Origin of the sequence: Halostella salina, from assembly GCF_003675855.1 — an archaeon.
Classification (GTDB): domain Archaea; phylum Halobacteriota; class Halobacteria; order Halobacteriales; family Natronoarchaeaceae; genus Halostella; species Halostella salina.
The window spans coordinates 51,490-65,273 of the sequence record NZ_RCIH01000004.1 but is presented as its reverse complement, the minus strand read 5'-3'; the positions used below and the strand labels follow the sequence as shown (position 1 = coordinate 65,273).

At 69.0% G+C, this 13,784-nt stretch carries 13 protein-coding genes and 1 tRNA gene; 9 read left to right on the top strand and 5 right to left on the bottom strand.

The window, feature by feature from the left end; all coding sequences use genetic code 11:
• The first annotated feature begins 163 nt into the window (after window positions 1–163).
• Together D8896_RS08875 and D8896_RS08870 are read left to right on the top strand one after the other, a co-directional pair.
• Window positions 164–2,353 carry an elongation factor EF-2 gene (locus D8896_RS08875; protein ID WP_121821745.1) on the top strand — a complete coding sequence of 730 codons (2,190 nt, stop codon included), beginning with the start codon at window positions 164–166 and terminating at the stop codon, window positions 2,351–2,353.
• Window positions 2,354–2,523: 170 nt separating this feature from the next.
• Window positions 2,524–3,573 (top strand): CBS domain-containing protein, encoded by a 1,050-nt coding sequence (locus D8896_RS08870; RefSeq protein ID WP_162991511.1) that lies wholly within the window; start codon window positions 2,524–2,526, stop codon window positions 3,571–3,573.
• A gap of 40 nt (window positions 3,574–3,613) precedes the next feature.
• On the opposite strand, the gene D8896_RS08865 is transcribed toward D8896_RS08870, so the two are convergent.
• Window positions 3,614–3,832 (bottom strand): hypothetical protein, encoded by a 219-nt coding sequence (locus tag D8896_RS08865; RefSeq protein ID WP_121821743.1) that lies wholly within the window; start codon window positions 3,830–3,832, stop codon window positions 3,614–3,616.
• Between the two features lie 193 nt (window positions 3,833–4,025).
• Here D8896_RS08865 and D8896_RS08860 point away from each other — a divergent pair, with 193 nt between their 5' ends.
• The 7 genes from D8896_RS08860 (at window position 4,026) to D8896_RS08830 (ending at window position 8,963) form a co-directional block, all read left to right on the top strand.
• A complete protein-coding gene (locus tag D8896_RS08860; RefSeq protein ID WP_375137059.1) occupies window positions 4,026–4,610 on the top strand; it encodes an amino acid-binding protein in 585 nt (194 codons plus the stop codon).
• Complete coding sequence (locus tag D8896_RS08855; RefSeq protein WP_121821742.1) at window positions 4,607–5,557, top strand: homoserine dehydrogenase; 951 nt, start codon at window positions 4,607–4,609, stop codon at window positions 5,555–5,557. The genes D8896_RS08860 and D8896_RS08855 overlap by 4 nt, the downstream gene beginning before the upstream one ends.
• Before the next feature lie 173 nt (window positions 5,558–5,730).
• On the top strand, window positions 5,731–6,999 hold the full coding sequence (gene tuf / locus D8896_RS08850; protein ID WP_121821741.1) for a translation elongation factor EF-1 subunit alpha: 1,269 nt from the start codon (window positions 5,731–5,733) through the stop codon (window positions 6,997–6,999).
• 1 nt (window position 7,000) lies between these two features.
• Window positions 7,001–7,309, top strand: coding sequence for a 30S ribosomal protein S10 (rpsJ, locus tag D8896_RS08845; RefSeq protein ID WP_121821740.1), 309 nt, complete (start codon window positions 7,001–7,003; stop codon window positions 7,307–7,309).
• A 92-nt stretch (window positions 7,310–7,401) separates the two neighbouring features.
• A complete protein-coding gene (locus D8896_RS08840; protein WP_121821739.1) occupies window positions 7,402–8,025 on the top strand; it encodes a rhomboid family intramembrane serine protease in 624 nt (207 codons plus the stop codon).
• A gap of 24 nt (window positions 8,026–8,049) precedes the next feature.
• Window positions 8,050–8,121: transfer RNA gene (locus D8896_RS08835), tRNA-Ala, on the top strand.
• Window positions 8,122–8,300: 179 nt separating this feature from the next.
• Window positions 8,301–8,963 carry a type 1 glutamine amidotransferase gene (locus D8896_RS08830; RefSeq protein ID WP_121821738.1) on the top strand — a complete coding sequence of 221 codons (663 nt, stop codon included), beginning with the start codon at window positions 8,301–8,303 and terminating at the stop codon, window positions 8,961–8,963.
• Window positions 8,964–8,976: 13 nt separating this feature from the next.
• Here D8896_RS08830 and D8896_RS08825 read toward each other — a convergent pair whose 3' ends face one another.
• From D8896_RS08825 to D8896_RS08810, 4 genes are all read right to left on the bottom strand, one after another.
• Window positions 8,977–10,527, bottom strand: coding sequence for a sulfatase-like hydrolase/transferase (locus D8896_RS08825; protein ID WP_162991510.1), 1,551 nt, complete (start codon window positions 10,525–10,527; stop codon window positions 8,977–8,979).
• Entirely contained in the window at window positions 10,524–10,715 is a 192-nt protein-coding gene (locus D8896_RS08820; RefSeq protein WP_121821736.1) for a DUF1450 domain-containing protein, read from the bottom strand. Before D8896_RS08820 ends, D8896_RS08825 begins: the two co-directional genes overlap by 4 nt.
• Window positions 10,716–10,791: 76 nt before the next feature.
• On the bottom strand, window positions 10,792–12,249 hold the full coding sequence (locus D8896_RS08815; RefSeq protein ID WP_121821735.1) for a sulfatase: 1,458 nt from the start codon (window positions 12,247–12,249) through the stop codon (window positions 10,792–10,794).
• 221 nt (window positions 12,250–12,470) lie between these two features.
• A complete protein-coding gene (locus D8896_RS08810; RefSeq protein WP_121821734.1) occupies window positions 12,471–13,748 on the bottom strand; it encodes an RNB domain-containing ribonuclease in 1,278 nt (425 codons plus the stop codon).
• Window positions 13,749–13,784: the final 36 nt, after the last annotated feature.

Sequence of the window (13,784 nt, the reverse complement as noted above, 5' to 3'; positions counted from 1 at the left end):
TGGCTCCGGTCGCGGTCGCTGCCGGTCGTCGTCGACCGCGCACGGCCCGTCTCGCCGGGCCTCCGAAACCCGTCATATCGTCCCGCTGACGGCGTGTTTCACCGTGACATGCGGCGAGCGAGAAACACTACCCTTTTGACCCCGCTGGCGATATGGGAACGTAATGGGCCGACGCAAGAAGATCGTCGAACAGTGTGAACGGCTGATGGACGAGCCGGAGCAGATCCGGAACATCGCCATCGCCGCACACGTCGACCACGGCAAGACGACGCTGACGGACAACCTGCTCGCCGGCGCGGGCATGATCTCCGACGACACGGCGGGCGAACAGCTCGCCATGGACACGGAGGAGGACGAGCAGGAGCGCGGTATCACCATCGACGCCGCGAACGTCTCGATGACCCACGAGTACGAGGACGACGACTACCTCATCAACCTCATCGACACGCCGGGCCACGTCGACTTCGGCGGCGACGTGACCCGTGCGATGCGCGCCGTCGACGGCGCGCTCGTGGTGGTCGACGCCGTCGAGGGCGCGATGCCCCAGACGGAGACGGTGCTGCGGCAGGCGCTCCGCGAGGGCGTCAAGCCGACCCTGTTCATCAACAAGGTCGACCGCCTCATCTCCGAACTGCAGGAAGGTCCCGAGGAGATGCAGGAGCGCCTGCTCGCGGTCATCCGCGAGGTCAACGACCTCATCCGCGGGATGACCGAGGAGATGGAAGACATCGACGAGGACTGGACCGTCTCCGTCGAGGACGGCACCGTCGGCTTCGGGTCGGCGCTGTACAAGTGGGGCGTCTCGTTCCCGTCGATGCAGCGCACCGGGATGGACTTCGGCGACATCATGGAGCTGGAGCGCTCGGACAAGCGCCAGGAGCTCCACGAGCGCACGCCGCTCTCGGACGTCGTGCTCGACATGGTCTGTGAGCACTTCCCGAACCCCGTCGACGCCCAGCCCCGTCGTATCCCGCGCATCTGGCGCGGCGACGCCGACTCCGAGCTGGCCGACACGATGCGCCTGGTCGACGAGGACGGCGAGGTCGTCCTGATGGTCACCGACATCGGCGTCGACCCCCACGCCGGCGAGATCGCCGCGGGCCGCGTCTTCTCCGGCACGCTGGAGAAGGGCCAGGAGCTGTACGTCTCCGGCACCGCCGGCAAGAACCGCATCCAGAGCGTCGGGATCTACATGGGCGGCGAGCGCGAGGAGGTCGAGCGCGTCCCCGCCGGCAACATCGCCGCCGTCACCGGCCTGAAGGACGCCATCGCCGGCTCGACGGTGTCCAGCGTCGAGATGACGCCGTTCGAGTCCATCGAGCACATCTCGGAGCCGGTCATCACGAAGTCCATCGAGGCCAAGAACATGGACGACCTGCCGAAGCTCATCGAGACGCTCCGCCAGGTGTCCAAGGAGGACCCGACGATCCAGATCGAGATCAACGAGGACACGGGCGAACACCTCATCTCCGGGCAGGGCGAACTCCACCTCGAAGTCCAGACCCAGCGCATCGAGCGCAACCAGGGCATCCCGGTCAACACCGGCGAACCGATCGTCGTGTTCCGCGAGGCGCCCCAGCAGCCGACCCAGGAAGTCGAGGGGATCTCGCCGAACCGCCACAACCGCTTCTACATCTCGCTCCAGCCGCTCAACGAGGAGATCGTCGAGAAGATCCAGCTCGGCGACGTGTCGATGAACATGCCCGAGCAGGAGCGCCGCGAGGCCCTGCAGGACGCCGGCATGGACAAGGACACGTCCCAGAACGTCGAGCACATCCACGGGACGAACATCCTCATCGACGACACGAAGGGTATCCAGCACCTGAACGAGACGATGGAGCTCGTCATCGAGGGGCTGGAGGAGGCACTCGACGACGGCCCGCTGGCAAACGAGCCGGTCCAGGGGTCGCTCATCCGCCTCCACGACGCCCGACTCCACGAGGACACCATCCACCGCGGTCCCGCGCAGGTCATCCCCGCGGTCCGCGAGGCCGTCCACCGCGCGCTCATCCGCTCGGAGGTCCGCCTGCTCGAACCGATCCAGGACGTCCGCATCGACGTGCCCAACGAGTACATGGGCTCGGCCTCCGGCGAGATCCAGGGTCGCCGCGGCCGCGTCGACGACATGTACCAGGAGGGCGACCTGATGGTCGTCGAGGGCGTCGCGCCCGTCGAGGAGATGATCGGCTTCTCCAGCGACATCCGCTCGGCCACCGAGGGCCGTGCCTCCTGGAACACCGAGAACGCCGGGTTCCAGGTCATGGCCGACAACCTCCAGCGCGACCAGATCATGGAGATCCGGGAGCGCAAGGGGATGAAGATGGAGCTGCCCGAGTCGATCGACTACTTCTAACGTGGCACCTTCTCTCCGCTTTCCGCACCCGATAGCCGCGCTTACCGCTCGCTAACGCGTGCTTACCACCCGTTTCGTCCCGCCGGGTCCGAAACGGTCGACGGGGTTTATTCGCGGGAGAGTCGTGGCCCCGCCTGTCGCTGCCCGCGCCTGGGCCAGCGGTGATGTTCATGAGAGACACCAACACGCCGGACCGCCGACCGACGGGAGAACCGGACCGACGAGCCGACCCGGACCGCCGGTCGTTCCGGGGCGAACAGCCACCACAGCAGGGAGGACAGCCGCCGAACCAGCGACCGCCGAACGTCGACGAGCGACGGGGTGCCGGCGGACAGCAGGGTGCCGCCGGCCGACAGCAGCAGGGCGGCCGCCGGGGGAGTGGCGCGCCACAACGCGGAGGTGGCGAGAGCGTCTCGCCCCCACCGAACCGACAGTCCGAGTTCGGGTCGCCGCAGCCCGGACCAGCGAGGACGGAGGGCAGACAGTCCCGGGGCCGCGGGGCCGAGCGGAGCAACCGGCAACCGGAAGGCGGCGGCCGGCAGTCGGGCAGGGGATCACAGGGCACCGGACGGGCACAGCAGGGGACCCGACGTGGCGGGACACAGCAAGCCGGCGGTGCGAGTCAGGGCGTGACTGAACCGCACGGCGGCCGGCAGTCACGCGGCGGGCAGGACCCGCACGGCAGCGAACGGGCGGCCGGCGGCCAGCAGCCGGGGGCGCAGTCGGCCGGTCCCGGGCAGCCGCCCGAGACGTCCCAGCCCGCGGCTGCACAGCCAGCGCGGAACATCCCGATCCAGCCGGTCGGCGTCGACCGGCTGGCGACCGACGACATCGTCACGGCCGACCCGGACACGCCGGTCGCGACGGTGGTCGCCACGCTGGCCGAGAGGAACGTCGGGTCGGTGGTCGTCGCGGAGGACGACCGACCCGTGGGGATCGTGACGGACCGACACATCGCGCTCGCGCTGGAGGAACGGCCCGACCTGACCGAGCGTGCCGTCGAGGAGATCATGACCGAGAACCCCGTCACCGTCGGACGCGACACGGACCTGTTCGACGCGATCCGGACCCTGCGCGACCACGAGGTCCGCCGGGTGCCGGTCGTCGACGACGACGGCCGGCTGTCGGGGATCCTCTCGCTGGACGACGTGCTGGTCGTCCTCGGCGGCGAACTGTCGGCCGCGGTCGACGTGGTCGAGTCGCAATCGCCGCGGTTCTGAACGGGTACCCTCGCCGTGGCGCGGGCGCGTGTCCCGCCGCTCACCCCGGGAGAACCCGGTCGTAGAACGCGTCGATCCGTTCGTTGTACCGGGCACCACCCTCCATCCCCCACGGGTACCGCGAGAAGTAGTACATGCTCGCGAGGACGGTGCCGATGGTGACCGCGTAGCCCGGCGCGACCGCGCTGACGGCGAACGTCGAACTCCCGGCGATCAGGCCGGCGACCAGCACGTCCAGTAGCTGCCTGAGTGCGGACATGCCCGACGGTTGGGACGGGAGGGAGTATACAGTGTCGGCTTCGGGTCGGCCCGGCGGCGGTGGCGCGTGTCCCCGCCGCGCAGCGCCCGTTTCCCCCGTCGTCGGAGAGAATTGCGAATGGATGAACTCTTTAGCCGGCGGGACAGAGAGAGGTAGCACATGAACACGCACGTCGCTGTGCGGGGTGGTCCCCGTGACGGATGAGGCCGAGGCCAGCGCCGACGGCGGTCGGCGGGGGGACGGCGACGACCACGTCGCCGGCGTCCGGTCGTACACCGTCCGGCTGGAGCTCGTCGACGAACCGGGCGAACTGCTCCGGGCGCTCCAGCCGATCGCCGACAACGGCGGGAACCTCCTCTCGATCTTCCACGAACGCGGCAACCTCACGCCCCGGGGGCACATCCCCGTCGAGGTCGACCTGGAGTGTACGCCCGACCGGTTCGACGACGTGGTCGCGGCGCTGCGCGATGCCGGCGTCAACGTGATTCAGGCCGGCGCGGAGCAGTACAGCGAGGAGATGACCGTCCTGCTCGCCGGCCACCTCATCGACACGGACCTGTCGGACACGCTGAACCGGATCGAGGAGTGTGCCGGCGCGTCCGTCGCGGACATCTCGCTGTCGTCGCCCGAGGGGACCGCCGACGCGTCGTCCGCGCGGCTCCGGCTCGCCGTCGAGTCCGGCCGGGTCGACGACGTGCTGGCGGGGATCCGCGCGGTGGCCGAGGACAAGGAACTGCGCGTCATCGAGCCGCTGACGGGCGGAGGTGAGACCGCGTGAAGCTCGCGGTGCTCGGCGCGGGAGCAGTCGGTCGCTCCGTCGTCGAACTGGCCGGCGAGTACGGCCACACCGTCACTGCAGTCGCCGACTCCGGGACTGCGGCAGTCGACCCCGACGGGCTCGACGCGGCGGCCGTCGTCGACCGGAAGGAGCGGGAGGGCGTCGTCGGCGACGCCGCACCCGAGGATGCGCTCGCCGCGGAGTACGACGCGCTCGTCGAGGCGACGCCGACGACGCTCGACGACGCACAGCCCGGCTTCGGCCACGTCCGGGCGGCGCTGGAGCGGGACCGGCACGTCGTGCTGGCGAACAAGGGGCCCGTGGCGGAGCGCTACGGCGACCTCCGCGCGCTCAAACGCGAGAGCGCGGGCGACGTGCTGTTCGAGGCGACCGTCGGCGGCGCGATCCCCGTGCTGTCGACGATCGCGGACTTCGGCCCGTCGAAGGTCACCGCCGCCCGCGGCGTGCTGAACGGGACGGCGAACTTCGTCCTGTCGCGGATGGCCGCCGAGGGACTGGACTACGAGCACGTGCTCGCGGAGGCCCAGGACTTAGGCGTCGCAGAGGCAGACCCTGCCTTCGACGTGAACGGGACGGACGCGGCGCTGAAATGCGTCATTCTGGCGAACGTGCTCTCGGACGACGACGTCGAGTACTCGCTCGACGACGCCGCAGTCGAGGGGATCACGGACGTACCCGGGAGCGCGCTCGACCTCGCCGCCGAGGACGGCCGTACCGTGCGGCTCATCGGCGAGGCCTCGGCCGACGGCGTCCGGGTCGGACCGCGGCTCGTCCCCGCGAACGGCACGCTCGCGGTGACGGGCACGCGCAACATCGTCCAACTGGAGACCGAACACGCCGGCCGGCTGAACGTCAGCGGCCGCGGGGCCGGCGGCCCGGAGACGGCGACCGCGGTGCTCGCCGACGTGGGACGACTCGACGGCTGAGCCGATCCGGATGCGTCGTCCGACAGTGACGCCGGAGGCGGCGAACCGTCCATCCGTGTGACGGGTCACCAAACCGCCGGACGGCGTCGGTATGGGGGGCGTACGGTATCGAAATGGTTTTAACTGCTTCCGCCGAAAGATACCGATATAACGCCTCTGCGCGTGAGATACCAATGAGCGAAGACAAACCCCACCAGAACCTGGCCATTATCGGCCACGTCGACCACGGCAAGAGCACACTCGTAGGGCGACTCCTCTACGAGACGGGAAGCGTTCCCGAGCACGTCATCGAGCAGCACAAGGAAGAGGCCGAGCAGAAGGGCAAGGGCGGCTTCGAGTTCGCCTACGTGATGGACAACCTCGCCGAGGAGCGCGAGCGCGGCGTCACCATCGACATCGCCCACCAGGAGTTCGACACCGACGAGTACTACTTCACCATCGTCGACTGTCCGGGCCACCGTGACTTCGTGAAGAACATGATCACGGGCGCGTCCCAGGCCGACAACGCCGTCCTCGTCGTCGCCGCGGACGACGGCGTCGCGCCCCAGACCCAGGAACACGTGTTCCTGGCCCGCACGCTCGGCATCAACGAGCTCATCGTGGGCGTCAACAAGATGGACCTCGTCGACTACGGCGAGGACGAGTACAAGCAGGTCGTCTCCGAGGTGCAGGACCTCCTCAAGCAGGTCCAGTTCAACACCGAGGACGCCAGCTTCATCCCGATCTCCGCCTTCGAGGGCGACAACATCGCCGAGGAGAGCGAGAACACGGACTGGTACGACGGCGAGATCCTGCTGGAGGCCCTCAACGGCCTCGAGGAGCCGGAGCCGCCGACGGACGCGCCGCTCCGCCTCCCGATCCAGGACGTCTACACCATCGACGGGATCGGCACGGTCCCGGTCGGCCGCGTCGAGACCGGCATGCTCAACATCGGCGACAACGTCTCCTTCCAGCCCAGCGACGAGGGCGGCGAGGTCAAGACGATCGAGATGCACCACGAGGAGGTGCCCGAGGCCGGCCCCGGCGACAACGTCGGGTTCAACGTCCGCGGCATCGGCAAGGACGACATCCGCCGCGGCGACGTCTGTGGCCCCGCCGACGACCCGCCGTCGGTCGCCGAGACGTTCCAGGCCCAGGTCATCGTCATGCAGCACCCGAGCGTGATCACGGCCGGCTACACGCCGGTGTTCCACGCCCACACCGCGCAGGTCGCCTGTACGATCGAGTCCATCGACAAGAAGATGGACCCGTCGTCCGGCGAGGTCGCCGAGGAGAACCCCGACTTCATCCAGAGCGGCGACGCCGCCATCGTCACGGTGCGCCCGCAGAAGCCGCTCAGCATCGAGTCGTCCCAGGAGATCCCGGAGCTCGGCTCCTTCGCCATCCGCGACATGGGTCAGACCATCGCCGCCGGCAAGGTCCTGAGCGTCAACGAGAGCTAAGATGCAGCAGGCACGCGTCCGCCTCGCGGGCACGAACCCCGAGGACCTGGACGACATCACCGCCGACGTCCGGGAGATCGCGAACAAGACCGGCGTCTCGATGTCCGGTCCGATCCCGCTCCCGACGAAGACGCTGGAGATCCCGACCCGCAAGTCCCCCGACGGCGAGGGGACCGCGACGTGGGAGCACTGGGAGATGCGCGTTCACAAGCGCCTGATCGATCTGGACGCGGACGAACGCGCGCTCCGCCAGCTCATGCGCATCCAGGTGCCGAACGACGTCAGCATCGAGATCGTTCTCGAGGACTGACGCCAGTCTAACGCCGTTCGGACCTTCGTTTTCGGCAGCTCGCCCCGGTAGCGTCGCGTACCGTTTTGTATCGCCGGGTCCTTCCATACGGTATGCGGAAGCCCCTCGCGAAGAGTCCCACCGTCGACCTCCTGCTCGTCTTCGTCGCCGTCTTTCTCGCCCAGCGACTGGTCGAGACGTTCGTTCCGACTGCCGTCGGGCTGTTCGCGCTCGCGCCGCCGCTCGATGTCCGCCCCTGGACCGTCGTCACCAGCGTGTACGCCCACGACGACCTCTCGCACCTGTTCGCCAACAGCGTCGCGCTCGTCTTCGTCGGCCTCCCCCTCGAACGGACGACCACCCCGTTTCGCTTCCACCTCTTTTTCCTCGGGAGCGGCGCGACAGCCGGCGTCGTGCAGGTCCTCACGAAGAGCCTGGTCGCCGAGCCGGTACCCGTACTCGGCGCAAGCGGCGCGGTCTTCGCCATGCTCGGCTACGTCCTGACCGGAAACCGACTCGCCAGCGGCCTGCTGGCGCGGATCGACCCCAGCCCGGGCGTGCAACTGGCCGGGTTCGCCGGCCTCGCGGCGGTCGTTACGGTCGCCACTGGATCCCCGGGAGTCGCCCTCATCGCCCACTTCACCGGCTTCCTGATCGGACTCGTCGCCGGCCGGCTCGGCGTTCTCGACGCCCCGCCCGTCGCCGGACGCCGCCGGGAAAACACAACCTACAAATAACCACGCCGGGCTACGTGTTGATGCGGGCTCGTAGATCAGTGGCAGATCGACACCTTCGCAAGGTGTAGGCCCCGGGTTCAAATCCCGGCGAGTCCACTCGACTCACTTCGTTCGTCTCGTTCCCTCGCCGACCCTCGCAAACTGTCAGTTTGCTCGGTCCCGCCGAGTCCATGATTCCTGCGCCGTGAGCAACTCCGCAAGCGGCGCGAATCGTCGGCCACGGATGCCATCCGGCTCACCGACAGGTTTTCGCCGCAAGCGCTGTAGCAACGTGCATGGAGTCGCCGACGCTGTACGTCGTCCGCAACGAGGTCGACGCCGACTGCGAGTATCACTGCGACGCGCTCGTCTCGCATTTTCCGGACGCCGAGGCGGTTGACTTCGCGGCGGGCGAGCGGTTCGAGCCGGCTGACGCGGACGCCGTCGTGCTCACCGGCAGCACGGCCGGCGTGTACGAGGCCGGCGACCGGCCGTGGATCGACGACCAGGCGGCGCTGGTCCGCGAACTCGTCGACCTGTCCGTCCCGACGCTCGGCGTCTGCTTCGGCCACCAGATCGCAAACGCGGCGCTCGGCGGCACCGTCGAGCGGGTCGGAACGACGGCCCGCCTCGTCGAGGCCGACCTGGACGAGGACCCACTGTTCGAGGCTGTCGAGTCGGTCGTGCCGGCGGTCCACGGCGACGCCGTCACGGAACCGGGCGAGGGGATGGAAGTGATCGCGTCGGCTCCCCACGCCGACGCGTTCGGGACGCGACACCGGAACGCGCCGCTGTGGACGGTCCAGTTCCACCCCGAGTTCGGGGCCGAGCACCGCGACCGGCTGGTCGACGATTTCGGGTGGGAGCGGACCGCGCTGTCGTTCGCGGACGCGACCACGGACCGGGTGTTCGAGAACTTCCGGGCGCTCGCCACGGAAGCGGCGGCCGGATCGGTCTGACCGGGCGCTGGCCTCAGTCCAGTCCGAGTCGTGCGTACTGGCTGTCGGGCGCTCCGAGGTCGTCCAGCGCGTCGACGAGCAGGCCGCGCATTCGGTCGACAGCCGCGGGGCCGCCGCCGTCGTCCGCGAGGTTCGTCGTCTGTCCGGGGTCCTCGCGAGTGTCGAACAGCAGCGGCTCGTCGGTCTGGGAGAACGACGGCGCGGCGTATCGCCACACCGGCGAGTCCGTGTACGGGAGGAACTGTCCGGCGTCGGCGTCGGTCTTCGGGTCGCGCGGCAGCGGGAAGCCGCGGGCGTTCAGCATGCCGGTCGAGAAGCAGTCGGCGTCGACGGAGGGGTCGCAGGGGTGGAGGTAGGTGTGCCGGCCGTCGGTGACGTTGACCGCCGAGCCCCAGTAGCCGTACAGCGCGCTGTCGCGCCCCTCGTCGGCGTCGCCGGCGAGCAACGGGCGGAGGGTCCGACCGTGGGTCCCGTCCGGGACCGGGGCGTCGAGGGCGTCCAGCACGGTCGGGTAGATGTCCACGGCGGACGTGAGCGACTCGATCCGGTCGCCGTTGCGCTCGCTCTCGGGATGCCAGACGAACAGCGGCGTTCGGGCGAGCACGTCGTAGCAGGGCGGTTCGTTCTTGCCGACCCAGCCGTGGTCGCCGAGGAAGAAGCCGTGGTCGCTGGTGACGACGACCATCGTCTCGTTCCACAGGTCGCCGTCGTCCAGCGCGTCGAGCACGCGGCCGAACCAGCGGTCGACCATCGTCACCTTTCCGGCGAACTGCGCACGGACGAACTCCAGTTCGCGCTCGGACAGCTCGCTCTGCCCTTCGTCGACGGGGCCGTAGTAGGGCCAGAACGGGAGCTCCGGATCCGTGGGGTCCTCGTCGGTGTACATGGAGGCGTACGGCTCGGGGCAGTGGAACGGCTCGTGGACGTCGAAGCTGTCGACGTAGCAGAACCAGTCGTCCCAGTCGCCGTGGTCGCCGAGCCACTCTGCGGTCCGGGAGAGTACGCGCGGCCCGAAGAACTCCGACTCGTCGGCGTCGGGGTCGTCCAGTCCCAGCGCCGCGGCGTTCCGGGGGTAGGCGGCCCGGTTGACGTAGCCAACGTCGCGCAGGTCGTCGATTTCGCGGTCCAGCGACTGGGCGACGAGGCGGTCGTCCGGCTCCCGCGGCGCGGTGCGCCAGGCGTCGTACTCGTGGCCCCGGAGGAAATCGAAGCCGTTGAAGTCCTCGTAGTAGCCGCCGCTCCCGTGCTGGAAGTAGTGGTAGTGGTCGGTGATCAGGTGCGTGAGAACGCCCTCGCGCCGGGCCAGTTCCGGGATCGTCTCGTCGAACGCCTCGGTCGGCCCCCACGGCCGCCAGAGGAACTCCCGGGTCCCCGTCAGCCACTCCCGGCGGGCCGGCATACAGGGGAGACTTCCGGCGTAGTGGGTCTCGAACGTCGCCGCACGCTCGGCGAAGCGATCGATGTTGTCCGTCTCGACGGCGTGGTCCAGACACCGGGGGTCGTCGCGGTACGCCGTGAGGAAGTCCCGGCGCAGGCTGTCGATCGACAGCAGGAGGACGTTCATGGCCGATCGACCGCGTCGAGGAGCGCACGGTGTGACTCGGCGGTCTCGACGCGGCCGTCGACGACGAGGAATGGCCCGGCGTAGCATCGGCCACAGCGGTCGAGGCAGACCCGTTCCCGGGTGTCGTCCCTGCGACGGAGTCGCTCGCGGGCCGCGCCGTCCACGTTGCGGAGGCAGTACTCGATCACGGTCGAGCGACCACGGCGCGTCGCAAAAGCGTACTTACCAGCTGCTACGGCGGGAGTTTACCCCCACGAACCGCCGCTACTGCAGGTAGCCGAGCTGTTCGAGCTGTTGCTGCCGCGCGCCGTCGATGTCGACTGCTTCGTCCGTGTCGGCCGCGTCGAACGAGGCGAGCCACTCGTCCACGACGGCTTCGAGCCGCTCGGCCTGCTCCGGGTGCGACCGCGTCAGGTCGTTCTCCTCGCCGGGGTCGTCCGCGACGTGGTACAGCTCCCGGGAGCCGTCGGATCCGCGGATCAGCTTGTGGTCGGCCGTGCGGACGGCCCGGAGCGAGCGGTCGTACTCGTACACGTGCGGCGGCAGGTCGTCGACGTGCTCCTCCAGCGCCGCCATCGACGGCTGCGGTTCGAGGTACTCGGCGAACACGTGCTCGTGGGGGTCGGCGTCCGAACCGGGGTGGAACGACCGTCCCTGGAACTCGGTACGGGCCGCCGGTGCGTCGACCCCGCCGGCGTCGAGCAACGTCGCCGGCACGTCGACGAGGCTGACGAGGCGGTCGACCTCGCCGCGGCCGTCGAACGCGCCGCCGGCGACGACGAGTGGGACGTGGAGCAGCGTGTCGTACAGGCAGTACTGGTGGTCCATCAGCCCGTGCTCGCCGAAGTTCTCGCCGTGGTCGCCGACGAGGACGAACACGGTGTCGTCCCACTCGCCCGCCGCGACGAGCGCCCGCCTGAGCCGCGCGAGGTGCTCGTCGAGGTAGGCGATCTCGGCGCGGTACAGCGCGCGGAGCGCCGCGAAATCGCGGTCGGTCAGTTCGACGGTGCCGGCGAGGTACTCCCACGGCTCCTGGGGCACGTCCATCGCCGCCTCGTAGCTCATCCCGTCCGGGAGGAAGCGCTCGGCGAGATGCTTCGGCGGCCGGTACTCCAGATGCGGTTCGAGGTAGTTGGCGAAGAGGAAAAACGGGTCGTCGCGCTCCCGGTCGGCGAGCCAGTCCTCGACCCACGCCGTCGCCCGCGCTGCCCCCTCGTCGCCCCGGTCGCGAACCAGCGTCCGGTAAACCGCGTTGGCCGCGTTCGCCAGCGGGTTGCCGTCGAAGAGCTTCCGGCCCACCGCGCGGAGTCGGCTCTCCTCGGTCACTTCGACGAGTTCACCCATCGCGGTGTCGGCCTGGACGTACTGCCAGGTCTGGTGGAACTCGTCGAAGCCGCGGGCGAACCCGCCCTCGCGGCTGATCCACGTGTTGCCCGACACCCCGGCGGTGTCGTACCCTGCCGCCCGGAACAGTTCCGGCAGCGTCGGCGGGCCCTCGTCCAGTCGCTCGTGACCGGCGTGTGCGCCGTGTTTCGACGGGTACTGTCCGGTGAACAGCGATCCATGAGACGGGAGCGTCCACGGTGCTGGCGCGACCGCGTTCGCGTACGTCGCCCCCGTCTCCCGCAGGTCGGTTATCGTCGGTGCCACGTCCGGTCGCAGTGCGTCGTCGTACCGCGTCGTGTCCGCGACGACGAGCACCACGTTCGTCCCCCCACCCATGTCGTTATCAGATGTGAGAACCACACGGATAATATTGTTGCCACGTGCCAGATATCGGGAACGACGGTTGTGATTGCGCGTTAGTAATATTCCTGATATAGATGCCGGAGTGCGGTTACGGCCCGCCGCGGCGCTCGGCGGCGAGCGCTGAGAACTATCGGCCCGTGGAGGTCGGGCGGAAAGCCCGCCTTACCCGCCCCGACGACCGCGATCCCGCGGCGCTACTCGTCGTCGACGACCTCGATCCCGCGGCTGTTGACCGCGTCGGGGTCGAGGCCGACCTCCTGGAGGAAGTCCTTGTACTCGCGCTCGCAGGACTCGGCCTCCTTCTGCCGGTCGGAGGCCCGGTCACAGAGCGCGACGAGGTCCTCGGGCACGTCGTTGGTGTAGACGATCCAGTGGTTGATCAGGTCCGAGAGCCGGCGGATGGGGCTGGTGAAGTGGCCGTAGATCTCGAAGTTCAGCGCGTGGTGGCCGCCGAACGGGTCGTTCATGTACTTCGCGCGTGGCATCACCTTCATCACGGCCCACTGGATCTTGTCGAGCTGGCGGTCGGGGGCCTCCTCCAGCGTCGCGTTAACGGCCTTCCGCGGGTCGTCCCACGCCTCGCCCGGGACGGAGACGCCGTTCAAGTCCTGGATCTCCCGGAGCGCCTCGTCCCACTCGCCGGGGCTGGGCTGTGGGTGGACGCGGTACATCGCCTCGACGCCGCGGTCCCACATCAGCTCGTGCGTGACGGCCTTGTTCGCCTTCAGCATGCACTCCTCGATGATGGTGTGGGCGCGGTCCCGCCGGGGGTTGAGCACGAGGCTCCCGTCCTCCTTGCGCTGCTCGTGCATCCGGTCGGCGAGCTCGAAGACGAGCGAGATCTCGTCGTGGAGGTGCGAGTCGGGGTCGTCGAGCCGGTCCTCGGCCTGCGTGTAGGTGAGCCGCTCGTCGCTCTCGATGACGGACTTGTAGATATCGATCGTCTCGTAGGAGAGCGTCTCCTTGTCGAGGTGCATTTCGACGGTGTGGGCCAGGCGGTCCTCGTTGGGCACGAGCGAGCAGACCGTCTCGGCCAGCACCGGCGGGAGCATGTGGACGGTGTAGCCGGGCAGATAGACGGTGTTGCCGCGCTCGACGGCCTCGTCCCACATCGCGGTGTCGGGGTTGACGTAGTGGGTCACGTCGGCGATGTGGACCCACAGCACGAACTCGTCGTCCCGCTCCTCGACGCTGATGGCGTCGTCGAAGTCCTGCGCGTCGATCGGGTCGACCGTCCACGTCGTCATCTCCCGGAGGTCCTCGCGCTCGTCGACCTCCTCCCGGATCTCCTGGGTGATCCCTTCGGTGCGTTCCTCCGCTTCCTCGAGCACTTCCGGGGGGAAGCCGTCGGGGATCTCGAACTTCTCGAAGAGTTCCTCCCGCTTGTTCTCCAGGTGGCGGGCCATCTCCTCGTCGATCTCGACGGGTCCCTGCGCCTCGGCGGTGCCCGCCTCGGCTTGCGAGTCGCTCATGCCCGGCCGTACGCGGGTCGGACAGTTAACCTATCG